Here is a 25,460-nt window from a genome sequence, read left to right as displayed (position 1 = left end):
AGCATCTTGTAACTTGTAACTGCCCATAGGGCGAAGTAACTCGTAACTGAAAACATATGAAATACGCTATAATACTAACATCTGAAACTAGCCTTCCTTTAGCTGAAACCATCAGGAAAGAATTAGGTGAAACTAATATATACACAAAAGCCGGCTTAAAAGGAACGGATCGGATTTCTTCTATAAACGACTGTGTAAAAGACTTATTCGGCCAATCGGAGGCAATCATATTTATAGGGGCTATGGGTATTTGCGTCCGTAGCATCGCCCCTTATATCAAAGACAAGCATACCGACCCTGCCATTGTAAATGTGGACAGTACCGGGCGCTATGCGGTGTCCGTGCTTTCGGGACATGTGGGAGGTGCTAACGAACTGACAAAGAGGATCGCCAATATTACAGGCGCGGAAGCGGTTATCACTACCCAAAGCGATAATACTAACCTTTGGGCGCTGGATACAATCGGTGAAAAATATAATTGGGTAACGACTTCCAACGCAGATAATTTCAATGAACCGCTTACGGCTTATGTAAACAGAAAGCCCACCGCGCTATTGCTCGATATTGTGGACGAAGGAACTGAATTTATGGAGCGTACAGTTGCCGGGCATGTGAAGATATATTACAAGTATGAAGACATTGATTTACAGGAATATGAGATGTTGATAACAGTTTCTCCATACCTTTATCCTGATGCGGGCATACCTGTTATCAGCTATCATCCGAAAGTATTGCATCTGGGTATCGGATGCCGCAAAGACTGTAATCCTGAGGGTATAAACGGATATATTGCCGGTACTCTGTTGCAAAAGCATATTGCTATTGCTTCCATAAGCAGTATTTCGACTATAGATATTAAAAAGGATGAGCCTCTGCTTCGTGAGTTACAATCGTATCTCGGAGATATTCCGGTACATATATATAACGCGGAGGAACTGAAAGACATTGAAGTACCTAATCCATCGGATAAGGTGAAAGAAGTAACAACAGTTGCCGGAGTTTCCGAGTCCACAGCCATTAAAAGTTCTGACGGAGGACCTCTTATATTGGAAAAACAGAAAGGAGTATTGAGTCAGGGCAATGATTTTACTTTTGCTATTGCCGTCGGACGTATGGCAGTCCGGCAAGGACATATCGAGATAGTAGGCGCGGGGCCGGGCGACCCGGATTTGATTTCGGTGAAAGGCCGTTATTTTCTGGAAGCTGCCGATCTGATTTTATATGCAGGAAGCCTTGTTCCGGTGGAGCTTACTTATTGTGCAAAACAAGGAGCGGTTGTGCGTAGTTCCGCTTCGATGGATCTGGAAGAGCAATTTGATTTGATGAAAGAGTTTTACGACAAGGGCAAACTGGTAGTACGTTTGCACACGGGTGACCCGTGTATTTACGGGGCTATTCAGGAGCAGATGGCTTTTTTCGATAAATATAATATGTCTTATCATATCACTCCGGGCATATCGTCATTTCTGGCTGCTGCAGCTGCTTTGGAATCACAGTTTACGATACCCGAAAAGGTGCAGACTATCATACTGACAAGAGGGGAGGGGAGGACTCCGATGCCCGAAAAAGAAAAGCTTCATTTACTGGCGCGCTCACAAAGCACGATGTGTATCTTCCTGAGTGCAACTGTCGTGGAGCAGGTACAAAAGGAACTGATGGAACATTACCCGCCCGAAACCCCGGTAGCAGCCTGTTATAAGCTCACATGGAAAGATGAAAAAATATACCGTGGGCAACTAAAGGATTTGGTTAAGATTGTCAAAGAAAATAACCTGACACTGACTACCATGATTGTAGTAGGTGACGCGATCGGAAACAGGGAAGGATTGTCGAAATTATATTCTCACCAGTTCAAACATCTGTTCAGAGGATAATATTCCCATCTTCGTCTATGAGCATAATTATCAGCTTTCCGTTTGGCAAAAGCGGAACGCATGTATCATAACATTGTTTGATAAGAAGTGTAAAAAAAACTTCCTCTTGGGTAATAATAATATCCCATAACTGCCGGGCTAGAGTCATTTCCTGTATCGCTGCAATTGTTCTTTCGGAGCAATTACTTTCGTAAGCCAATCCGGTAAGGAACTCTTTGTTCATCACCGTTTTTTTACTGTGTGTATCCAGTGAGCCTTCGGCAAGTTTCACGGCCTTCCCGAGCATAATACCCAGCGTCAGGCTTTTGAAACCAAGGTCAGACGCTATCTTTATCGTTTCGCCGATGAAATTCCCGTAATGGATAAATGCCTGTGCAGGCAGATCAGGATATCTTTGTTTCACGAAACGTTCGCTCTTTGCTCCCGAGTTAATCACTACCCGCTCGCATCCCAGGGCTTTGGCTACCTGCATTTCGCGGCGGATGGAGTTGATGAATGCTTCCGAAGAAAAGGGTTTCACTATTCCCGAAGTGCCGATAATAGATATTCCGCCTGTAATACCCAGTTTGGGATTGAATGTTTTTAGTGCAATTTCTTCTCCGTTGGTAACGGAAATAGTGACATCTACACCTGTCTTTAAATTCCCGTCCGGTAATTTGTCCTGATTATGGCGCAAGACTTTGAAGATTTCCCGCTTTATCATCATACGGGGCGTCTTGTTGATGGCCGGTTCACCAATTTCTATATCCAGTCCGGGAAGTGTTACTGTACCCACGCCTTTTCCCTGTAAAAAACGGACGCCTTTATGAGTATCGCAGAGTTGTACCGTAGATACTATTTCGCATCCGTTGGTAATGTCCGGGTCATCTCCGGAGTCTTTTATGACTGAACAACTGACTGTATTTTCTGAAAACCGTGTGGTAGCAACAGGAATGCGTATCCATTCGCCGTTTGGCAGTGTCAGGCCGATTTCTTCCTGTATCTCATTGGTGAGCAGGGTTGTGAGTGCCGCTTTAGCAGCAGCAGTGGCACATGTTCCTGTAGTATATCCTGTCCTTAAATCGAAGAACCCGGGTGCATATTTTTCAATTTCTTTGCGTAGTCCGTTTTCGCCATAAACGGAAATGAAAGAAGGGGATAGAGGGGGCCGTTTGAGGACTAAAAAGGGTATATTCAGTTTGCGGGCGGCATCTGCTTTTTCGTTAAATCCACCGGAGTCGCCACTTTCTTTTGTTATAATCGCCTGTGGCTTTATTCTTTCGAATAAGGGAGTTTCATCCTCTCCCTGTCTGTAATATAATATTTTGTCATATGGAAAATTGTTTGCCTGTGCAATAGTGCGGGATTCTTCCCTGTCCAGAATTCTGAACCAGCAGTTGTGCCGTTTCCAGTACGGTTTAAGTTTTGCTATCGTATTTACTCCTGTCAGCGCAAGCAGGTTATCTATCTTATTATTTTCGAGATAATGGATTGCATCGTTGTAAGAATCGAACCAGAGCAAATCGTCCGTATGTTCCGGATAACTGCGTTCATACCTGACTACGGGTATTTCCAATTTTGCGGACGCGGAAGCTATATTCCCGTGCAGGTTCCCGGCAAAGGGATGCGCTGCGTCTATAATAAGCTTAATGTTATTCTCCTTACAGCATGTAATCATAGACTCTTCATCGAGGCCTCCGGAGAGAAGAATAGCATACACACTCTCCACTTTCTGCAAATCGCCTTTCGTGGAATAATAATATGGTTTGGCCGCTCCATCGCACACCGATAGGGCTTTGCGTCCTTCTGTTGTTCCTCCGAATATAAGTATCATAGCCGATGTATATTGTCCAGTAATTCTTCAATGCTGGAAATTAATAAGTCCGGTTGCTCCGGCATACAAATTTTTATCCCGTTATCTGTAATATCAATGTAAGAATCGGTGTTAAACTGCCGCGAAGCCAGTATTCCATTCCGTTGCAGCGCTTTTCTGACCATTGTATATTTTTGTCCGTGCCCAAGTAGTTTTATCTGTCTGTCGGATTCATTTTCTATTCTAAACAGTCCGGTGTCCTGGTCGAAAATAATCCCTTTTCTGGCAAAGAAACTACTCAGGCTGCCATCCAGGGACAGATCTTCGGGTGTCCCTATCTTTATTCCGCTCTGCTTGTCCATCAGCCATATTTTATCAGCTATCTGGAGCGCCAGTTCCAAATCGTGAGTGGAAAGAAAAATAGTTTTATTCGTCTTGCGGGATAGTTGGTGCAGCAATTGCATGATTTCTACTTTGCTCGGGAAATCGAGAAAAGCAGTAGGCTCATCCAGAAGGATTATCGGTGTTTCCTGCGCCAGCGCTTTCGCGATCATCACTTTCTGCCGTTCCCCGTCACTTAGTGTATGAACCATCCTGTGCGCCAGATTTTCTATTTTCACCATCGCGATGGCCTTATCTACGATCTCTTTATCTTCTTTATTCAGTTTTCCCCAGAATCCTGTATATGGGCTGCGTCCCAAGCCGATAAGTTCGCGGGCGCTCATGTTTTTTATATCAAATTTTTCGGTCAGGACTACACTGGCGAGGGTAGCAAATTCCTTTTCGCTATATTCTTTTATTTCCTTTCCGCGTATATAGATACTGCCCGACAATTTGGGCTGGAAAGCCGAAAGTGTCCGCAGCAAGGTAGACTTGCCTATCCCGTTGGCTCCGAGCAAGCAGGTAAGTTCCCCGCTGAAAATGGATGAAGTTATACTTTCGGCGACAGTGATGATATTCTTTTTTGAAGAATATCCTATCGAAAGATGCTGTATATCGATTGTCTTTTGTTTCATCTTCCTATTCCGTTATCTCATTCTTACGTTTTCCGAATAATACCGATATAACTATCGGCGCACCTATGAGTGCCGTCACCGAGTTGATAGGTAATGCCCCTTCAAATCCCGGCATGCGTGCTATAAGGTTGCACAGCAGGGCAAGGGATGCCCCTGTGAGTGTGACGGCAGGCATCAGTATCCGGTGGTCGGATGAGACAAATATTGTACGGCACAGATGAGGTACGGCCAGTCCCAGAAAGACGATAGGTCCGCAATAAGCTGTGATAATAGCCGTGATAACGCACGAACAGCAAATCACGTACAGGCGGGCACGTTTTATATTCAGCCCTAAATTACGGGCATAGCCATCGCCGAGCAGCATAAGGTTCAGGGTCTTGATAAGCAGGAATGAAAGCGGGATAAGTACGGCCATTATAAAGACGAAAGTATAGACCTGATTACCCGATACTTTCGCGAAACTGCCCAGTCCCCATATTACATATGCCCTGACATCTTCATCGTTGCTGAAAAATTTAAGGACGCCGATAATGGCGGTCGCTATATAGCCTATCATGACTCCGATAATAAGGAGTATGACATTTCCCCTTACCCGTTGCGAAATGGCTATTATGATTGCCATCACAGTCATTGCCCCGGCAATAGCCGCCACAGATACAGCCACTTCCCCGAAAAAGCCTAAAGTACTCAACGCCGTTCCTGCAATGCTTCCCGACAGAAGGATAATGAAAGCTACACCGAGGCTTGCGCCCGAACTGATACCCAGTTCGGAGGGACCGGCCAGGGGATTACGGAATACGGTCTGCATCTGCAACCCGCTTATAGATAAACCTGCTCCCGCAACCAAGGCTGTCAGTGTCTGGGGAAAACGGGATTTCCAGATTATATTCTGCCATATCAGCGGTTCATCTCCTGTTCCGGATAATATGTTCCAGATAGAGCCTACGGGTATGGAGATAGTTCCCAATACAAGATTGAGTATGAAAAACAGCAGGATAGATGCAAAAATAAGTGCGAGTAAAACTATATGATGTTTCATTATTTCAATAGTTCATAATATACAGGTGTGTGTTCCGGTAACAGCTCGGGGTGGAATATCTTTATCAGGTCGGCCAGTACGACTTCCGGCTCTACAGGCGTATTTTCATAGAAGGGTTTTTCCCTGAGATTGCAATAGATAAGTTTTTTATCTTTGTATGCTTTGAAATCTGTGTAACGTGCGTCGCTTTGTTTCAGCGCTTCATAGCCGAACGTTCCGTTGTGGCTGTTTACCATACGCCAGTATTCGGCATTCGCGCCCTGAGAATATACAGTTTCGAAATCCACATAAAATCCGCCCGATTCGTCATCGTTTTTCATAAAATAGGATGCTCCCGCATCGCGGAAGAGTTGCGCCAGATAGCTGTTCCCTCCTACGACATACCAATTGCCCGAATGCAGTTCCCCGCTAAGCACTGCCGGCTTATGCGCCACTGGTCCGGCCAATGATTTCAGTTTATTATATTTTTTTTCTATTTCATCGAATTGTTTACCTGCCTGTTCTTCCATTCCCAATAAAAGCCCTGTAAATTTTATCCATTCGGCCTGTCCCAGAGGAGACGATTCTTTATATCCTAAAAAGCTGATCAGAGGAATATCCAGATTGCGGATAGCATCATAACCTCCGCGCTTGAAGGGCGAAACAAGGATAATGTCGGGATCGATAGCCATAACCACTTCGTTGTCAAACTCCCCTTCGATACCGATTTTGCTTGTTTTCCCGGTTTTCAATTGTTCATTTAGCTGAGGATTAAACAGGAAACGGGTACTGGTTATCCCCGCTATTTTGTCTACAGCGTCTAATTTGATAAAATTGGAAATTTGCAGGGTGGTCATACACACCACGCTTTTTACGGGGACTTCTATAATCTGGTATCCGGCAGGTATGCCCGTTTTATCTTCCCCTCTTTTCAATAAAGCATATTGATACTTGGTATCGCTTTCGCCGGAAGGATCATGTATATCCACCAGTTTGTAATTTCCATGTTCGGATACGGTAAAGCCTTTTGCATATTTGATATTTAATGTATCATGCATGCTGGAAATATTGTTGCTGTCTTTCTTATTCGGGTTACATGCTATGAAGCAGCCAAAAGCAAGCAGGATTATTGAACGGGCAAGGAATTTCATATTTGTTTATTTGCGGATTATTATTAGTGAAAAGTAAGGGAATTTACGATTGAGTATTTCTTCCCTGTTCTGAGTATAGACTTCTTTGCCGGAGATTCCTGCATTTTCAAAATAGTGGAAAGTGATGTCCTGAATATTTTCTAATGCTTCCTTTATTACTTGTTCGCACTGGGAAGCTTTCATCAGTACAACGGTTTTGCCGGTTTTGATCTTTTCTTCCAGACCATCTGCTGATGTTATGATACCCGGAATAACTTCGAGTTCTTCCTCTTGTTTCACAATATGAATGTTGGCCAGAGTGCCACAGGCTATAAACGCAGGTACGCCCGCGATGCGGCTGACCGGTATATTCTCCTGTGTAAGATATTCGCTTATGTAATAGATGGTAGAGTAGAATCCGGCATCACCTTCGGCTGTAACAGCTATTTTATGTCCGGATTTATACCTGTCCGATATTTCTTCCGCCACAGCCTTGTAGCTCTCAATGGCCAGAGAACGGTCTTTGTTCATAGGTACATTGAATGTGTTCAGCTTTGATTCGCCGATGCTCAATTGCAATAGGACATCTTTTGCCCGTGAGGAGCTTTTTCCTCCGGGAAGGGCGGTTGACGGACAAAATATCAAATCTGCTTCTTGCAGTGTTTTCAAACCTTTCAAGGTTATCAGTTCCGGGTCTCCGGGACCGAGGGATACGAACGTAACAGGATCAAACATCTTTAAGATTCATTTTATAAGAGTTAGAATCAGATGCCTTTAGTATAGGACTAAAATAGACGAACAGGTATGTGTGTTGTCTGTAAATAGTATTTAAGCCTAAACCTCGAGCTTTCAACTAATAATGTTCCGGCAGGTTTTCTGACTTACTCCATTTTTGAACGGCCTTCCCATTTTCAGTAAACAGTTAGCAGTAAACAGTTAACAAAAATTATTAACTGATAGCTGATGACTGATGACTGTCAATCAGTGGTTTGAGTATTGTTCAAAAACTTTTTTCAGAAACATTGTTAACTGATGACTGTTAACTGTTAACTGAATAGAGCTTACAGCAGCGGGTCTGTTCAGGATTTGCACCTGATTCCCTTTTAATTACTCGTCCGGCACGCGGATTTGTAACACCAGAACTTAGTGCAAAGATATGGAATTAAATTTATAATGATTTATATAATGTATGTGAAATAACTTTATCTATATATTTAGCTTCTAGCTCATAGCTCTTTGAAAGAATGAATCAGCCCCCTCAATCCCCCACCTTAGCTTTGAGGAGAGAAACCTTGGCTTTGAGGAGAGAAAATAATTGATAAAAGTGTAACTTTTGTAACTTTTTAACAGTTACAAGTTACTTCGCCCTAGGGCAGTTACAAGTTACGAGTAAACAAGATACAAGATACGAGTTGTTAACTGATGACTGCTAACTGTTAACTGAAAAGTTGTCAGGTTTGTAAAGTTTTATATCTATATGAAAATATGTAAAGTTTGTCAGATTTTTGGAAGATAGTTACCAAAGGACAAAATACGGGTTGTTCACTGTTTGTTGTAATAAATCAGGGTATATCTGCGCTTTTTGAGTGTAATCAACTTTTTACTGCGGAGGGCGCAAAGATTTACGTAAAGGGTACAGGGAAAAAATGTAAAATGTGTCAGGTTTGTCAAGTTTTTTAGAAAATAAGTTGCTGGTTGATGCACCTTGTGTGTGGTTAGGGATAACGAAAAAAAGATTTGCTAATTGAATTGGAGCGTCGACACATTTGTTGTATGTATTGCAAAAAACAAATATCTTTGAACCTATAAAATATAATTTAACTATATGAATAAATCAATTATGGCATTATTACTCGGCGCATCAGTCGTTTCGTGTGGCGGTAAATTTTCCGCAAAAATAGAAGACACGGAGAAAGATGCCCCCCTGATCGGCAAAGCCACCGTAAAAGTAGAAAACGGTATCATGACCCCCGAAGTCCTTTACAGCTTCGGACGCGTATCCGACGTACAAGTTTCGCCTGATAAATCAAAAGTACTCTATGGAGTCACTTATGTGAGCATCGAGCAGAATAAGACCAACCGGGAGTTATTCACCATGAATATTGATGGCTCGGACAAAAAGCAGATAACCCAAACTGCCAAAAGCGAAAACAATGCTGTATGGGTGAAAGGTGGTGCCAAGATCGCATTCCTAAGTAGCGAAAGCGGCTCTTCGCAAATTTGGGAAATGAATCCTGATGGCAGTGAACGAGTGCAGATAAGCGACATAGAAGGCGGTGTCAACGGATTTTCTTATTCGCCTGATGAGAAGAAAATCCTGTACATTAAAAATATAAAGTACGGAGAACGTACTGCCGATAAATACCCCGATCTGCCTAAAGCATCGGGCCGCATCATAGATGATTTGATGTATAAACACTGGTCGGAATGGGTGGAGGAAATCCCCCACAGCTTCATAGCCGGTTATGACGGTACAAAAATGACAGACGGTATAGATATTTTAGGCGATGAACCTTACGAATGCCCTATGCTCCCGTTCGGCGGAATAGAGCAACTCGCCTGGAGTCCCGACGGTAAATCCATTGCATACACCTGCCGGAAGAAAAAAGGGATGGAATATGCCTTGTCTACCAACTCCGATATATACCTGTATAATATAGATACAAAAGAGACGAAAAATCTTACAGAAGGTATGATGGGATATGACATCAATCCTGTTTTCTCTCCTGATGGCAAATATATTGCATGGCAAAGTATGGAGCGTGACGGATACGAATCGGACAAAAACCGGATGTTTGTAATGAATCTGACCACTAACGATAAAATTTATGTAACCGAAAAGTTTGATTATAACACCGATTATCTGGCCTGGAACGATAATGAGAGTATTTATTTCGTTTCATGTGTAGAGGCTAAGACGCATCTGTTCAAGGCCTTTGTGCATACCAAGGAAATAAATCAGATAACAAAGGGTGATTACGATTATGAATCATTCGGCATAGCCGGAGATAAACTTATCGCAATACGCCATTCGTTATCGGCGCCAAATGAAATATATTCTGTAAATACAACTAACGGGGAAGCCACCGAATTGAGCTTTGAAAATAAAGAAATACTCGGGCAGTTAAAAATGGGTAAAGTGGAAGAGCGTTGGATTGCTACTACTGACGGGAAGAAAATGCTGACATGGATCGTCTATCCGCCAAACTTCGACCCAAATAAAAAATATCCGGCTCTTTTATACTGCCAGGGTGGTCCTCAAAGTACTGTGAGCCAGTTTTGGTCGTACCGTTGGAATTTGCAGATGATGGCTGCAAACGGGTATATTGTCGTTGCCCCTAATCGCAGAGGTCTTCCGGGTTTTGGTCAGGAATGGCTGGAACAGATCAGCAAAGATTACGGCGGACAGAATATGAAAGATTATCTTTCGGCTATAGATGCTATGGCTAAGGAGCCTTTTGTAAATGCGGATAAACTTGGTTGTACAGGCGCAAGTTATGGCGGATTTTCCGTTTATTGGTTGGCCGGAAACCACAACAAGCGCTTCAAAGCATTTCTTGCTCATGCCGGTATCTTCAATGTAGAGGCGCAATACCTCGAAACAGAAGAGATGTGGTTCGCCAACTGGGATCTGGGCGGCTCTTTCTGGGACAGGAGTAATTCTATCGCACAGCGTTCGTATGCTAACTCTCCTCACAAATTTGTGGAGAAATGGGATACTCCGATAATGATTTCGCATGGAGAACTGGATTACCGCATCCTCGCCTCGCAGGGCATGATGGCATTCAATGCCGCTAAGCTGAGGGGGATTCCGGCACGTATGCTTATTTATCCGAATGAAAACCATTGGATTGCCCAGCCTCAAAACGGGATACTATTCCAACGGGAGTTTTTCCGCTGGTTCGATACTTATCTGAAGTAAAAATATTGAGGGCTATTATATAAAGAAGCTTATCAGATGACTTGTCTGATAAGCTTTTGTTTTGAATAGCTTCAGTCTCCGGGTATAATATAAAGGATATAGATGTATAAATTCTCTTTATTTGGTTTCTGTATTAAATAAAATCTATATTATTTTTATAATATATCTTATTATTTATATGTTATATCTCTTGTTTTGCTAAATTTGCAGGATAAACTTACACTAAGGATAGAGACAAAAAATGGATGTAATCAGAGTGTGATTGGCCGGTTTTCGAGCCAATAAGGATATCTTTTATCGAAAATCCGAATAAAATGGATACCATACTTCCTAAATGTTATACCATATTTCCACTAGATGAAAATTGTAAGGAATGATGTTATATATTTGCACCCGATATTGAGGAGAGACAAGACTGAGATGGAAGACAAGGCGAAAATGTACGGAGAAAAAAAATCTCTGTCAGAGGACAAGGAAAATTCTGTATATTCTTTTGGGTATGATTTTAATATTTGTGTGGGGGAAAATGCTCTTCCGGTTACATATACCCAGACGTATCTTCCTGTCGGAATCTTGGGGCTTTGTATAGAAGGCTCTGCGATAATAGATGTATATATGCAGGAGCATCGTTTGTTGAAAGGTGAGTTAATGGTAATTCTTCCCGGACAAATCATTTCGCTGAAAAGCAAAAGCGCTGATTTTTCTATCAACTATTTTACGGTGTCGCATCTATTAATAAATGATGTCCTTAGCGGAGTAGCGCGTCTTTCACCTCTATTCTTTATCCATATGAGAAGAAAGTATCACTACAAGCTGTCGAAAGATGAAGTGTGCCGGTTTTCCGGATATTACGATCTCGTATATAGTTGGGTGAAGTCGGCCGATAATCTGTTCCAGAGGGAATATATAGTCAACCTGTTGAGGCTTTTCTATCTTGATCTTTATAATAATTATAGGAGCAATCTATTATCTAAAAATGCCATAAGGGATCTTGATAGCCGGAAAGAAAAGCTTGCATACGATTTCTTTCTCCTGATAATGCAATATTTCAGAGAAAACAGAGAGATTGCTTTTTATGCCGAAAAGCTCCATATTACACCTAAATACCTGACATCGGTAGTAAAGGATGTTAGTGGCCGGTCAGCAAAAGATTGGATTGTAGAATATAGTATAATGGAGATAAAGTCGCTATTGAAGAATCCGGCATTGAATATACAGGAGATAACCGTAAAGACTAATTTTTCTAATCAAACTTCTTTAAGTAGGTTTTTTAAGAAGCATACGGGGCTGTCTCCTACACAATACCGGATGGATAAATAAGAATGAACAAAAAAATATATATGTAGTTTTGTAAAGTTTGTGTTAAGGTTGGGTCCTGTGAGTCGAGAGATTCGCGGGACTCATTATTTTCAACTAAAAATTATTCTTATGAAACAGAAAGGCACATGCTCACGCATATGCCATCCCAACCTTAAGACAAATTAAAAAAACTACACAGAGTAGATAAATCTTATCTATATCGAATTATTCTTTTACACATCGTACCGAACTTCCTTTACCCCTGTTGTCCGTTGCGTCTACCTGGACATAATAAGATTTGAAAAACAGCCGGTATATTGTACTGTAGAAGGCTGTGGCAGACCAGTTATACCCTTCCAGCCCCACCATTGTCAAATTTCCGGTAGTTGGTTCGCGATATCCGGCAGCCGGATAATATCCAGCCGTAGCCCATTCTTCTCCTTTGCCTTTATCGAAGGCAGGTCCACCACCGCCTAAGCCGTTCCAGGCAGAATTACTGCCAGATCCGCTCCGAGGTACACGCCATCCTTTAGGGCACGGGTCATAGGTGCCTTTTGTATCGTCGGTATTATTCCACAAATGGTTATTGGTTGTACCGGAATTACTATACCAGTCCTGATTACCTTCGGTGCTAAAATAGAATGTATGCGGATTGATAATCGAATTAGGCATATTGAGATTATTATTCACTTTGCTCTTCTCAATAGAGACATTTGCCCCGGTCAGATTATAAAGTGTTATCTCTATATTATCGTCTACGGCCGAAGATCCTGGGAACGGATCTTTTCTTCCCCATTGGTAAAGTAATCCCAACGCACCGATATTACCCGGTATCGTATTTATCGCACCCAGGTTACGGTCCATAAATGTAGCATTGTTAAATACTTTTTCTCCGGCAAGGACTTCAGGATCATAATTGGTGATCCATATATGCCAGCTCCAACGTATCACATTATTTATTTTCACGGCCACAAGTGCGTTCCCCTGCAGGCTATTGTTATTGGTTGTAATTCTCAGCATCGAAGCTGTCCCTTTGTCTCCCGAAGCAAGGGTCACTTCTTTAATTAAATCCTTTTTATCTTCCCATAACAATTCGACACTAACAGTTCCTTGCAATCCTACCTCATTCAGGTTCAATAGTTGATTCCACACCGCATATGCCTTTATTACAGGGATATCTATCGTTTTGTTGTAGCCCACAATGAATGAGTTGGATAATTTCAGTGCCGCAGGATCTGTCATGCTGGATGGTGCATTCGGTTCTACAGGGACACTGCCTGGATTATCTCTTGTGGGAATAGAGTCAGAAGCTGTTCTCAGTATATCCCACTTTTCCCCGTCCCATAAATATAACCCCGGAACAAAGGGTGTTGTTTTAGTCATATTATATACTAATAGACCTATATTTTTTGATTTTTCGCTATCATATCCGGACTCTGCAGGATTGACAAATGGTTCTAAGGTTCTCAGGTTCACTAATGCCACTCGAGGTAAGATAAAGCCTCCTGTTTTACATGTTACATTATTCGCATCAGGTTCCTGTTCTTTCAGTTGTAATAATCCTGCCTTGGCAGGGGCTGTTCCCAGGCCAATTGTAACCTGTGCATGAAGTCCAAATGAGTGAAGAGCGAGCGTAACAAACCCTAACAAAGTGAATCTTATTGTTCTTGTGTAAGTGTTCATATGTAGATAAAATTATTTTTGTTTGTATCTTGATATGTAGTTCTTTCATATAGTAACATTCCTAAGGATGGGTTAAACTCTTAAAATACAAATCTTTATGTGTATAGTAACTAAGCGGCATAGTTGTATTTTTTGTGATTTCATATTAAAATTTCCGCAAAATTAGAGAAATATTTCATAATTAAAAATAAATATAATGAAATAATTCTACATTAACCATTTTTTACTTTATCTTTATTCTATACACACCAAAATTAACTTTTTTGATATTTCAATAATTAAAGTTATTTTTGTTAGAAATCTTACAGACTATATTGCAGACTATATCTCAACGGATATAGTTATAATACATTATTGATTACACTCAATGAACGAAAACTTAACTCAAAAGGACAGAATTATACAGTTTATAGACAAACAGGGGATTAGTAAAAATAAATTTTATAATCAGACGGGCGTCTCTAACGGTACTCTGGACAAGAAAAGCGGTGTCACAGGTGACACAATAGCTAAGATATATACTGCATATCCTGAAATAAATCTCGAATGGCTTATTTCAGGTGAAGGGGAGATGATAAAATCGTCAATATTCTGGTTGTATGACAATCTGGAGTCGGTACGGGAACAATATGCCGCAGTAATGAACATAGACCCGTCTACTGTCTCAGATAAGAATCTGCTCAAAGCCGAGTCTCCTTTGGAATTTATACCGATATTTTCCCATAAGGGATCACACAAATGTCAGGGGTATTTGTCCATACCCAATCTAAGTTCATGCGATGGTGCAGGATTTGTAAAATCCGACAGTATGTATCCACTGATTAAACCAGGCGATATCGTATGTTATAAAACAGCAAATCACACAAATGATATAAATTGGGGCGAAATGTATATCATATATCTCATTATCGATGGAGAAGAATTTCTCACCATTAAATATTTGAAGAAATCTGAGATAGCTGATGACTATGTCTGCCTTAGCGGATACAATCAAAAATATCATCCGAAAGATGTGCCGATACAAAGTATACGATGGAAAGCTATTGTTAAGGCCTGTATCAATTACAACACAATGATATAAGAAAAATAGGCAGTGCTTACGTTATTATATATAAAAAAGGATATCTGAAAAATCACTCAGGTATCCCTTTTTTATATCGTCTATAAAATTTTAGAGTTAACTATTGAAGTGGTACAGGAATATGACTGTTTCTTCCAATGCATTTTTCGGACAGTCTTTTATCTCTAAAACAACCTTTAATTCAGCTTTGGCTATTCCTCTCAGATTAACAAGGGATGCCAATGTAACCCGTAAGCGAACTTCATTATCGACAATGACAGCCTGGTTGAATTTCAATTTTTCGATACCATAATTTATCAGCATCTTTATGTTGTTCACCTCTATTATCTGATCCCAAAGATAAGGCAGAATAGATACCATCAGATACCCGTGTGCAATAGTGCTTTTGAAAGGACTCTCTGTCTTCGCTCTTTCTTCATCTACATGGATCCATTGGTAATCGAGTGTAGCTTCCGCAAATTTATTAATACGGTCCTGAGATATTTTCAGCCAGTCGGAAGTCCCCAATTCTTTCCCTACGTACTGTTCAAAATCAGCGTAGGAATTAATAATAATTTTAGCCATAAAAAGTTAATTAACAAATACTGTATAAAAATATCTATATTATATGATATTACCAAATAAACATAATAAGTATTGTGAAATTAACCATATTTTAATCGATTAAAACTCCGTTTTACTACAACCTATTTCAGATGATTTTTTTAACCTAAGCTCTATATACGTACTCAGCTTTCAATGAACGCTTTAATATTCGAGAACAGGAGGATATAGATAAGCTTTTAATAAATGTGGGATATGTAAAGCGGATTCAATATTATTCATAAAAGTTTGGCGGTGCATTCAAAACAGCATATCTTTGTTGAACGATTATTCAATTATATGATATGAATACAGAAGAACTTATATTGAAAAAAACATTCGGACTTTTACTGCTAAAGGGTTTCGATGCTACTTCCATTACCGATATTCAGGCTGCGACCGGTTTATCGCGAGGGCTTCTTTATCATTATTTCAAAAACAAGGAAGAACTGTTTATACAGGTAACCGAGAAATTTTTTGTTCAGATATTTGATTTTGATATCCGCAAGACCAAGGATTATACAGTCACTGAATTTATTCGTTTTATGTGCGATCGATTTAGCAAGATTAATAAAACGATATCAGATATCATAGAAGAAACCGGAAGTATAAAAGATATTTCGGTGCTTAATTATCATTTTCTGTTCTATCAGGTAATGCAACGGGATGCCATCTTCAGGAATAATTACAGGGTAACCACTGAAAAAGAGCGCACAGGATGGGAATTTGCTCTGGGTAATAGTATAGAGAGAAGTGAGATACGGCAAAACGTAGATATTAACATTTCAGCGAATCAGTTATTTACACTCACGGATGGTGTCTGGTTTCAGGGTATTTTTTCGCCGGACGGACAAGGTATTATACGGAATCTGGAAAATGCATTGCTCCATTATGTCGCATTATTAAAATAAGGAATATATATTTTTTGCACCTGTATTGAACATCTGTTCAATATATACTGCAATACTTTTAAAATAAAATTATCATGAGTTGGGTTTATTTATTATTGGCTAGCGCTTTCGAAGTAGGTTTCACATTTTGCATATCAAAAGCAAAAATCGTATCCGCGCCGCAATCCACATACTGGTATCTTGCATTTGGCGTATGTCTGATATTGGGAATGGGCTTGTTGGTGAAAGCCACCCAGACGATCCCGATGGGGACTGCATATGCCATATTTACAGGTATAGGCGCAGCCGGAACTGTGCTTTTGGGGATAATTGTGTTTAAAGAGCCTGCCAATATGATGCGGATATTTTTCATCGTCACATTGATAGCATCGGTAGTCGGGTTGAAGGCGGTATCACATTGATAATATGGATATGGGATCATTCTGAGTCAGTTTTGTTTAAACTAATACCGACAATATTTCGACAATGTGTTCCCTTCAACGGCAGAAGGCCGTTTGATGCTTACCTGTTAATTTTAGACAGTTGCTATGGCCTTTTCACCAGTACTTTGTCGATGCGTGCACCATCCATATCCACAATTTCGAAAGAAAATCCTTTCCACGTTAGCAGTTCTCCTGTTTTCGGTATATGCTCCAGCAGATCGAGTATCAGGCCGCTAAGCGTGTTGTATTCATATCTGGAATACAGATCGCCTTTCTTGAAATAAGTAAGGAAATCATAGAATGAACATTGCCCGTCCACAAGGCAGCTACCGTCCTGCCGTTGCACTATGTCGGGCTCTTCATGCGGGTCGAGTATTGTGCCTACCAATGCTTCCAGAATATCTTTGAGGGTGACGATCCCGCGTACAATACCGAATTCATCACAAACAAGGGCGTACTGTATATGCTTCATCTTCATCTCTTCCAAAGCACTGTAGACTTCCATATTTTCGTAAAAGTAATGAACGGGACGAACCACCTGCATGATATCAAAGCCGGGGTCTTCTATTTTCCCGAACATATCCTTCAAGTGCACAATACCTTCTATATGATCTAAATCCTTATTACCCACAGGATATTTGTCGAATGGGTTATTCTGTATAATCCCGATTATTTCCTGATTGGTCATATCAGTATCTATCCATACTATTTCGCCCCGGTAGGTCATAATAGATTCCAGATCCCTGTCGCCCAGGGTGAAGACGCGCTCCACTATATCTTGTTCCACTTCCTGTACTTCACCTCCTTCGGTTCCTTCCTGTATCATCGACTTTATCTCTTCCTCCGTTACCTTGGTATCAGAATTTTTGATGCCCAACAGGTTAAAAATGAGAGAAGTGCTCTTGGAAAGAATCCAAACGAAAGGAGATACAACGATGGAAAGATAATGCATCGGGCGAGCTATAAACTTGGCTATCTTTTCAGACGCGCTTAAGCCAATCCTTTTAGGAACCAATTCACCGAAGACAATCGTAAAATAGGTAACTACAATGACAATACTAACTTTTGCGATGGTCAGCACATACTGATTCGGAATACCTGTGCTGTTCAGTATCTTGGCAAAATCATCGGCTAGTACATCTCCCGAATAAAGACCGGTCAGGATTCCTATTAATGTGATCCCAACCTGTACAGTCGACAAAAAACGGTCTGGGTGATTTGCCAGATTCACAGCGGCCTGAGCAGCCTTGTTGCCTCGTTTGGCTTCGTTATTGAGACTGGACTTACGGGCGGATACGACGGCTATTTCCGACATTGAGAAGATACCATTCAATAGTATCAGTGCAATAATTATTGCGATTTCCATATATATTCTTTATTGAAACCGTAAAGATATCGGCTATCGCTATTTTTTCCAAATGCCGGAGAGAAATATTTGCAAATTAAAGGAAAAGGAGGGAGGATTCTTATCAATCCTCCATTATCAGATCATTCAGAAACTCACTCAATGGTTGCATCAATTTATACATCTCTCTGATATACGGTACCAGATCGTCACTGAACAGCTTTTCAGCAGGGATCGGCTTGTACGCATAGAAATGTTTCAACTTCAGGTATTCTGCCGCGGGATGATTTTTGTCGAATCCATTAGGAACACGTTGCAAGGCGTCTTCGTCACGGAAGAGATCTCCTATTTCCTTTTTGAAACGCTTCTCGTTGAGTATTTCCTGAAACAGTTCGAAGTCCTCATATATGCCCCGTCTCACTTTTTTCAATTGGTCGGGCGTCAGCATATAATGTCCGCACGAAATGAAACTTTCTTCCGGGTCGATATGCAGGTAATAGCCCGATGATTTATCCAGACCACGGGGACGGAATACTGCGCCGAAGTGTGTTTTATACGGCGACTTATCAGAAGAGAAGCGTACATCCCGGTAGATCCGGAAGATACATTTCTTCGGCTCCAGTAATCCTGTTTCAGGGTCGAATGTGGCTATCGCCTGTATTGTTTGCCCGACCAGCTTCTCGTAGTCGGCACGTGCCCGGTCATACCATTTCTTATTTTCGGTAAACCATTCGCGATAGTTGTTTTCCTTTAGTGCGGCGAGGAAATCGAGGGTATCCTTTTTCAGCATGATCTATATTGTTTCGTTTGAGAATATATGTTTACGGTTTTTTGTGGGATGCAAGGTACTTATTTTTTTACATAGCCGAACCCCGATCCCAAATCTTTTTAGGGTAAATGGGCGAAAATTGATAGTTATAATTATATTTTCGTCATTTTACATTAATTAACTATTTGGTGTTAAAATCTGACATATCTGACACTTTATTTACTGTTTTTATATTGTCTATTTTATATCTGTTAACTAAACCCAGTTAAAAGGTAACGGGAAATCAGTTAACAGTTAACAGTCATCAGTTAACAATAAAATCCTCCTGCTCTTATAACAGTCATTGTCAATTTTCAACTTTGGCTCCGCCGATTTACGTTTCGCTTCAATTCAGCTTTCAATTAAAAAAGGTAACAAAAGTAACACTTTTTTCAGTTAACAGTCGACAGGTCGTATCTTGTCTACTCGTAACTTGTAACTGCCCGTAGGGCGAAGTAACTCGTAACTATTAAAAAGTAACACCTTTTTAGCTATTAGCTGATAGCTGTCAGCCAATAGCTTATGGATAAAACCTGACAAACTTGACACATTTCCCACTATTTTTTATCTGTTACTTTTTTCCCTCTCTGTAGGTCCCCCTTGGGTCATGTACTTGGCAACTTTTTACGGTATTTAAATTTTTAAATTATTAAACCCTGAATCTTTAAATCTTAAATCAATTTTTCAAAGAACTATCAGCTAACAGCTAAAGGCTGTCAGCTACATATAGATAAAATTGTGCGAAAAGATTAAGGGACTGTTTGATTAAATGTATGTAAAAATAAGTTTTATTTTGTTATACAGGCTGATAATCATCGCCTTTTTCCATTTGTAATGGATGCATTTTCCATACATTTATCACTTAAACGATAAAATGATGCCGCTATGGAACTATTAAAACCAAAAAGACTGCTTACCCTGATTTTCTCTCTTCTCGTTTTCGCAGCTGCTTACTCACAAAAAAAGGATGACGACAGGGTATATTGGAATGACAGGCAAAAACTGATTGTCGACGATTTCGGTATCAAAACCAGGAATCTGGAAAGTGGGGCAACTTCGGCTGATTTTGCTATCGATTATGATGTGAGCCGTTTCAACTTCATAAGTAAGAATTTCAATAAGAATGTTCGCAACTATATGGTTAAATCGACTTCACAGATTGATACTACCGGCAATGTGCAGCAATATTTGCTTTACCAGCAGACACTTTTCAACCTGAGTGAAATATATGCCCGTGAACTGAGAAAAGCATTAAAAGAAAATCGCAAACTGTTGATTTCGGGTACTAAGGTTGCCGATGAACTAAACTGGAAGGTGATGTCGGAGTTCCTCGACCGCAGGAGTAAATATACGCAGGAAACTAATTCGGCAAGTGATCCGGTTAAGCAAAAAGAGTGGGAAGATCAGATTGCCTATGAACTGAACGAACTGAAAGATTTTGTCTACGGGAAGTAGAAACTAATAATCGGAGCCGGCATAAAGAAAGAAAACATTAACGGGCTCCGTTAAACATTAAGATGTATATCGCTGTTTTATAGTAGATAAGTAACTCATTACTTTAAAAAACGCCTATGCATATTTTTATTACCGGAGGCACAGGGCTGATTGGTACGGCTTTGGTTAAGACACTCATCAGACAAGGACATGACGTTATGGTACTGAGCCGTAATCCTCTTAAAGCTGAGAAAAAACTTGATAAACAGGCAAAGTTTTGTACTTCATTACAGGCTATGAAGTCTCTCGACGGTTATGAAGCTGTCATAAATCTCGCGGGAGAGCCTATTATCGGAAAGCGCTGGACCAAAAAGCAGAAAGAGCGTTTGTGTAATAGCCGGTGGAATATTACCCGCCGGTTGACAGAGTTGATAAAAGCCAGTGATATACCCCCTAAAGTATTTATTTCCGGTTCTGCTGTCGGGTATTATGGTGCGCAGGATAATAGTGTACTGACAGAGCAATCGGGCTTTAACGATGAATTTACTCATCAGTTGTGTAAAAAGTGGGAGGACCTGGCATTGGCAGCCCAAAGCGACAAGACGAGAGTCTGCATATCGCGTACGGGGGTCGTCCTTTCAAAAGAGGGTGGGATGTTATCTATTCTGACCCTCCCTTTCCGCCTGGGCCTGGGATGTACACTCGGCAAGGGTAACCAGTATATATCGTGGATACATATACAGGATATGGTAAATGCGATTGTTTACCTGATGGATATGCCTGAAGCCCGGGGAATATTCAACCTTACTGCTCCCAATCCGGTAACAAATAAGCGGTTTTCAAATATATTGTCTGCAACACTGTATCGTCCGCGTATATTTCGCATGCCTGCATTTGTAATGAAGCTTGTTATGAGTGAGGCTGCCACGATGGTAGTTGACGGGCAGCGGGCAATACCGCAACATCTTACCGCCCTGCATTACCGGTTTACCTTCGAGCATCTGGATGAGGCATTGAATGCCATACTGAAAGGACGGAAGTATAAAAAGCAGCTTGTTAGGGCCGGTTCTCAAAAAGGTATTAATGTTTAATTACACTTGTTGAACGTATGATTTATTTCATGTCTTACGTTCCGTTTTTTCCTGTTAAGATATTACATTTGTAGTCAGTTAAGTAAAAGAACGTATTTAATGACGGAATAGATCAACAAACAGGTCTGCGACCTTAATAACTACAAATAGACATGATATACAGTTTTGCAAACGATTATGCAGAAGGGTGCCATCCCTCCATACTAGAGGCTTTGTTAAGCAGCAATTATTCTCAGCAACCCGGATATGGTGATGATGAATATAGCCGTAATGCCGAAAGGAAGATCAGAGAATTAACCAATAGTGAAGCCGATGTCCATATGATCTCGGGAGGTACTTTAGCTAACCTGACGGTGCTGGCTTCTATACTTCGCCCATTCGAATCGGTGGTGGCTGCCACAACAGGCCATATTTATGTAAATGAAGCCGGGGCTATAGAAGCTGCGGGGCATAAGGTGGAAGCGGCTCCGGTTAGTAACGGCAAATTGCGCCCGGAAGATATAAAGCCGTTCCTGAATAAGATAAGAGGGCACCATGTGGTGCGCACGAGGGTCGTATATATATCGAATTCCACAGAGCTGGGGACAGTATATACAAAACGGGAACTGACTGATTTATTCACGTTTTGCAAGGCTAACGATCTTATATTATTTATGGACGGAGCCAGGTTGCCGATGGCTTTGACCGCGCCCTCTAACGATATGGACCTGGCGGACATAGCGGCATTGACCGATGTATTTTATATAGGTGGAACCAAATGCGGGGCATTGCTTGGTGAGGCTGTCGTAATAACAAATCCTGAATTGAAGAAAGATTTCAAATTTCATCTGAAGCAACGGGGGGCACTTACAGCAAAAGGCCGGGCAATGGGAATACAGTTCGACCAGCTATTGCGGGATAATTTGATCTTTGACCTGGCCGGCCATGCCAACCGTATGGCGGCAAAAATGGCCGCGGCATTCAAAGCGAAAGGATTTTCCTTACTTATTGATTCGGATACGAACCAGATATTTCCAATATTACCAAACGAATTATTAAAGCATGTGCAGGATAATTACGGATGCTTGGTATGGAGTATTGTGGACGAAGAACAAACGGCTGTACGCTTTATTACATCATGGGCTACTCCGGAGCATGTAGTAGATGAATTTGTTGAAAAACTGAATGTGAGAGGAAGATTATATTGATCTATATAAAACGAAAAAGTCCGCAACATCACATCGCTGACTTTCCCAACCTTAACACAAACTTTACAAAACTACACAAACATAAAACCACTATCAGGATAAAATGTTCGCTGTATATTTCGATTTAACAGTGTTAAAATTTACGGGGATTAATATTGCGCTGTAAATCAGTTGTTCATTTGGCCGGCCTATTTTTGTATTTAATATCTGTTAACATTGTATGGTGTTTTTAAAGAGGATAAATCAGAAGTAAATCCTTAAAGTCCGGTCAAATCTATCCATTATTTTATACAGTCGTTTGCCTAAAATGCGTTGCTGTTCTTTTTTGGAGTTTTGTTCCATTTCTGCGTAAGTTGTAGCTGTACTTTTTGTGTAGGCATAGCCATATTGCCGGGTGTTGATCTGTATAAGTATAAATATGATAGTAAAAGATAAGATCGTGGTGGTAATGGCCTTTGCATTGTCCCTTAAAGTTCTGAACATAGGAATAGTAAGATTGGCAATGGTACAGCATGTGATAAGCAGGAATATATCGTAATTGTTCCACCACCATATTTTCCCATATCCTCCGGTATAGTTTTCCGACGGCCACCAAAGTGCTATGCCTCCCCATGCCGAGGCGGGAGTAGGCAGGTCTCCGGCCAGATGTGCCCAGATGCCCAGAACAAACACAACGAAATAGATTATGTGGCTCCTGGTAAAGTCAATAATATGCAAATCAGATTTTTTTGATAGTTTTCGTATGAGGAACATGCTGAGGATAAGTAATATCCCTAAAAGGATACTGGCCGTTAAAGAATGAAAGAATGCGTGATGCGAATACCAGAATTTATTGCTGTAAATAATTTTACCTGTATCTGCGAGCCCGAATAATTTACCAAATGTAGCATCGAAGCGCGGCCACATACTGATAGCATCTATATCTGGGAGCATGCCGCCGAGAGTACCCGTCAGTATTATTTTCACTTTTCGGAGGGGGGTAGTTTTTACAAAAGTTGAAGCGCTGGTTGCCACGGCTGCACCGGACAAGGCGTGGGTAAGTATATCCATAGGGTAGGGGTTATTCGGGTTGAGCTTGTTCTGTTTTTTTAGACAGTCTGTTATTAAGGTTTTCTATCAGGGCTTCTTTGTTTGCAAGCGATAATAAACTGTTTATATATCCTAATGGCGCGGGTATTTCATCGTTACTTTCTATAACGACGGTTGAGCCAGTTAATCTGCTTTTTCTCATGTATGCGCGGCCTATATTAGCGTATGCTACATAGTTTTTGTGTATTTGCATCTGTCCCTTCATTTCGGAAAAGAACAGGCCTTCATCGGCCAGGCGGGCTATTTCTATTTTCTTGAAAAGATTGACATAGGCCCTTATCCCAAACAGCATTGTCGCCATTATAAATAATAAGGAAATAAGTACGAGGCCGGATATGGAGCCTATTATTCCCTCCCCGGCCGGGTTGGTATGAACAGCCCTGATCCCGTCTGATATAAAGAGGTATGAAAAGATTATAAAAGCACAGGTAATAAATAAAAAGATAGTACCGAAAATATAGTCCTGTCTTTTGTTCGAATAGTATATGATGTCGGTTTCTCTCTTTTTCATAGACATAGGTTTGTATCTGATGATTCTTCAAATATACGATAAATGTTTTATTTTATGCTTTATCGGTGTATATCGTAATATAAACATAAGCTTATATATAGATATGGATAAGCGCAGATTCCATATTTTATTCTGATTTTTTTTTCTGTCATATTATAAGATTGATTGCATTCCGGTTCTCATAGCATTGATGCGAGAGCGTTGTGTGCTGAAAGAAGAGAGTGTCAATGTATAACTGTATCTTTATGAGAATAACAAAAAAAGCCTTCCGGTAGTAAATCCGGAAGGCCTCAATACTTATTTGTTTACGAAATTATTTATAATCTTTCAGGATCTCCTGTAATCTTTTGCGTGCAAAAAATATCCGGCTTTTTACCGTACCTAAAGGTAAATTCAGAGATTTGGCTATTTCATTATACTTGAAACCTGTAAAGTACATAGAAAACGGTATTTTATAATCATCATTGAAAGTATCCAGCACTTTCATTATTTCATGATATGTGAAAGAACCTTCCGGTGAGTCGAAGCCGGATTCCTGAGGCATATTTAATTGATATAAGTTGTCGGAGTTATCCAGAACTGTTTGCATGCGTACAATCCGGCGATAGTTATTTATAAACAGGTTGTGCATTATAGTGAAAACCCATCCTTTAAAGTTTATATTGTCGTAATACTTGTCTATATTACTCAAGGCTTTCAGTGTAGTTTCTTGAGTAAGATCTTTAGCTTCATCTCGGTTCGTCGTGAGAGTCAATGCATAATTTAACATGTTGTTTTGCATTAGTACCAAGTCGTGTTCCAGTGTTTGTTTGCTAGTCTTCATTACTCTTCTTTTTTGTAAATGTTTTATAATTCTTCTAGTCTTTGATATTACAAAGATATATGTTTTTTTGCATATGATTGCATAAACAACTAAAAAGTAAGCCTTAAATGTTAAAAAATATATATAAATAAATTGCTAGTAATCAATAAATAAAACTAAGGCTTGTTTTCATTAACATATGATTTCTGTCCTGGGTCGAATTAGTTTGATCGATTATAGTATATGATAATTTTATCTGTTTATATGTCTTTTGTAAAAATATGATATATTAACTTAAAACAATAGAACAAGCGATAACGCCTTTTTGTTCTCTTGATACGTTATGTTTATTAGTTTATTGAAAAATAAAGAACTATTATTGCATCAGAAGTCTAAAATTTGCGAGATGATAGTTACTCCATTTTTTTTAAGAGGGTAGCTGAGAAGGTAATCTGTAATAATC

General features: G+C 40.4%; 21 protein-coding genes and 1 riboswitch. Of the genes, 9 read left to right on the top strand and 12 right to left on the bottom strand.

Going from position 1 to position 25,460, the window contains the following annotated elements; all coding sequences use genetic code 11:
- Positions 1–56: 56 nt before the first annotated feature.
- Positions 57–1,874 carry a precorrin-4 C(11)-methyltransferase gene (gene cobM, locus ACFO6W_RS25075; protein ID WP_380001691.1) on the top strand — a complete coding sequence of 606 codons (1,818 nt, stop codon included), beginning with the start codon at positions 57–59 and terminating at the stop codon, positions 1,872–1,874.
- On the opposite strand, the gene cbiD is transcribed toward cobM, so the two are convergent.
- The 5 genes from cbiD to ACFO6W_RS25050 are packed head-to-tail and all read right to left on the bottom strand — an operon-like array spanning position 1,864 to position 7,565.
- Positions 1,864–3,687, bottom strand: coding sequence for a cobalt-precorrin-5B (C(1))-methyltransferase CbiD (cbiD, locus tag ACFO6W_RS25070; RefSeq protein WP_380001689.1), 1,824 nt, complete (start codon positions 3,685–3,687; stop codon positions 1,864–1,866). The genes cobM and cbiD overlap by 11 nt on opposite strands.
- Positions 3,684–4,682: an ABC transporter ATP-binding protein gene (locus ACFO6W_RS25065; protein WP_380001687.1), complete on the bottom strand. Its 999-nt coding sequence runs from the start codon at positions 4,680–4,682 to the stop codon at positions 3,684–3,686. Before ACFO6W_RS25065 ends, cbiD begins: the two co-directional genes overlap by 4 nt.
- Positions 4,683–4,686: 4 nt before the next feature.
- Positions 4,687–5,721 carry an iron chelate uptake ABC transporter family permease subunit gene (locus ACFO6W_RS25060; RefSeq protein WP_380001685.1) on the bottom strand — a complete coding sequence of 345 codons (1,035 nt, stop codon included), beginning with the start codon at positions 5,719–5,721 and terminating at the stop codon, positions 4,687–4,689.
- The gene (locus ACFO6W_RS25055) at positions 5,721–6,851 is read right to left on the bottom strand and encodes an ABC transporter substrate-binding protein (protein ID WP_380001683.1); all 1,131 of its coding nucleotides are present in this window, start codon (positions 6,849–6,851) and stop codon (positions 5,721–5,723) included. The genes ACFO6W_RS25060 and ACFO6W_RS25055 overlap by 1 nt, the downstream gene beginning before the upstream one ends.
- A gap of 6 nt (positions 6,852–6,857) precedes the next feature.
- A complete protein-coding gene (locus tag ACFO6W_RS25050) occupies positions 6,858–7,565 on the bottom strand; it encodes a precorrin-2 C(20)-methyltransferase (protein WP_380001681.1) in 708 nt (235 codons plus the stop codon).
- 114 nt (positions 7,566–7,679) lie between these two features.
- Positions 7,680–7,986: riboswitch (cobalamin riboswitch) on the bottom strand.
- A 669-nt stretch (positions 7,987–8,655) separates the two neighbouring features.
- On the opposite strand from ACFO6W_RS25050, the gene dpp5 reads away from it, so the two are divergent.
- Together dpp5 and ACFO6W_RS25040 are read left to right on the top strand one after the other, a co-directional pair.
- Entirely contained in the window at positions 8,656–10,752 is a 2,097-nt protein-coding gene (gene dpp5 / locus ACFO6W_RS25045) for a dipeptidyl-peptidase Dpp5 (protein WP_380001679.1), read from the top strand.
- Between the two features lie 357 nt (positions 10,753–11,109).
- On the top strand, positions 11,110–12,072 hold the full coding sequence (locus tag ACFO6W_RS25040) for an AraC family transcriptional regulator (RefSeq protein WP_380001677.1): 963 nt from the start codon (positions 11,110–11,112) through the stop codon (positions 12,070–12,072).
- A 204-nt stretch (positions 12,073–12,276) separates the two neighbouring features.
- Here the strand turns inward: ACFO6W_RS25040 and ACFO6W_RS25035 are convergent, their stop codons facing one another.
- Complete coding sequence (locus tag ACFO6W_RS25035) at positions 12,277–13,734, bottom strand: fibrobacter succinogenes major paralogous domain-containing protein (RefSeq protein WP_380001675.1); 1,458 nt, start codon at positions 13,732–13,734, stop codon at positions 12,277–12,279.
- Between the two features lie 367 nt (positions 13,735–14,101).
- On the opposite strand from ACFO6W_RS25035, the gene ACFO6W_RS25030 reads away from it, so the two are divergent.
- On the top strand, positions 14,102–14,815 hold the full coding sequence (locus ACFO6W_RS25030; protein WP_380001673.1) for a S24 family peptidase: 714 nt from the start codon (positions 14,102–14,104) through the stop codon (positions 14,813–14,815).
- A gap of 96 nt (positions 14,816–14,911) precedes the next feature.
- On the opposite strand, the gene ACFO6W_RS25025 is transcribed toward ACFO6W_RS25030, so the two are convergent.
- Positions 14,912–15,379 (bottom strand): MaoC family dehydratase, encoded by a 468-nt coding sequence (locus ACFO6W_RS25025; RefSeq protein ID WP_380001671.1) that lies wholly within the window; start codon positions 15,377–15,379, stop codon positions 14,912–14,914.
- Positions 15,380–15,702: 323 nt separating this feature from the next.
- Here ACFO6W_RS25025 and ACFO6W_RS25020 point away from each other — a divergent pair, with 323 nt between their 5' ends.
- The gene (locus ACFO6W_RS25020) at positions 15,703–16,308 is read left to right on the top strand and encodes a TetR/AcrR family transcriptional regulator (protein WP_380001669.1); all 606 of its coding nucleotides are present in this window, start codon (positions 15,703–15,705) and stop codon (positions 16,306–16,308) included.
- 74 nt (positions 16,309–16,382) lie between these two features.
- Positions 16,383–16,709: a DMT family transporter gene (locus tag ACFO6W_RS25015; protein WP_380001667.1), complete on the top strand. Its 327-nt coding sequence runs from the start codon at positions 16,383–16,385 to the stop codon at positions 16,707–16,709.
- A 124-nt stretch (positions 16,710–16,833) separates the two neighbouring features.
- On the opposite strand, the gene ACFO6W_RS25010 is transcribed toward ACFO6W_RS25015, so the two are convergent.
- Positions 16,834–18,096, bottom strand: a complete 1,263-nt coding sequence (locus tag ACFO6W_RS25010; RefSeq protein ID WP_380001665.1) for a hemolysin family protein — start codon at positions 18,094–18,096, stop codon at positions 16,834–16,836.
- Between the two features lie 103 nt (positions 18,097–18,199).
- Entirely contained in the window at positions 18,200–18,865 is a 666-nt protein-coding gene (locus ACFO6W_RS25005; RefSeq protein WP_380001663.1) for a DUF2461 domain-containing protein, read from the bottom strand.
- A gap of 903 nt (positions 18,866–19,768) precedes the next feature.
- On the opposite strand from ACFO6W_RS25005, the gene ACFO6W_RS25000 reads away from it, so the two are divergent.
- From ACFO6W_RS25000 to ACFO6W_RS24990, 3 genes are all read left to right on the top strand, one after another.
- On the top strand, positions 19,769–20,338 hold the full coding sequence (locus tag ACFO6W_RS25000; RefSeq protein WP_380001661.1) for a hypothetical protein: 570 nt from the start codon (positions 19,769–19,771) through the stop codon (positions 20,336–20,338).
- 116 nt (positions 20,339–20,454) lie between these two features.
- A complete protein-coding gene (locus tag ACFO6W_RS24995; RefSeq protein WP_380001659.1) occupies positions 20,455–21,408 on the top strand; it encodes a TIGR01777 family oxidoreductase in 954 nt (317 codons plus the stop codon).
- Positions 21,409–21,560: 152 nt separating this feature from the next.
- A complete protein-coding gene (locus tag ACFO6W_RS24990; protein ID WP_380001657.1) occupies positions 21,561–22,595 on the top strand; it encodes a threonine aldolase family protein in 1,035 nt (344 codons plus the stop codon).
- Positions 22,596–22,838: 243 nt separating this feature from the next.
- On the opposite strand, the gene ACFO6W_RS24985 is transcribed toward ACFO6W_RS24990, so the two are convergent.
- The 3 genes from ACFO6W_RS24985 to ACFO6W_RS24975 form a co-directional block, all read right to left on the bottom strand.
- A complete protein-coding gene (locus ACFO6W_RS24985) occupies positions 22,839–23,645 on the bottom strand; it encodes a metal-dependent hydrolase (protein WP_380001655.1) in 807 nt (268 codons plus the stop codon).
- Positions 23,646–23,655: 10 nt separating this feature from the next.
- Entirely contained in the window at positions 23,656–24,195 is a 540-nt protein-coding gene (locus ACFO6W_RS24980) for a hypothetical protein (RefSeq protein WP_380001653.1), read from the bottom strand.
- Between the two features lie 313 nt (positions 24,196–24,508).
- A complete protein-coding gene (locus tag ACFO6W_RS24975; protein ID WP_380001651.1) occupies positions 24,509–25,018 on the bottom strand; it encodes an RNA polymerase sigma factor in 510 nt (169 codons plus the stop codon).
- Positions 25,019–25,460: the final 442 nt, after the last annotated feature.

The sequence above is a fragment of the Dysgonomonas termitidis genome, assembly GCF_042654545.1.
Classification (GTDB): Bacteria; Bacteroidota; Bacteroidia; order Bacteroidales; family Dysgonomonadaceae; genus Dysgonomonas; species Dysgonomonas termitidis.
Note: the sequence above shows the minus strand (reverse complement) of the source record. Positions and strands in the feature narration are given on the sequence as shown.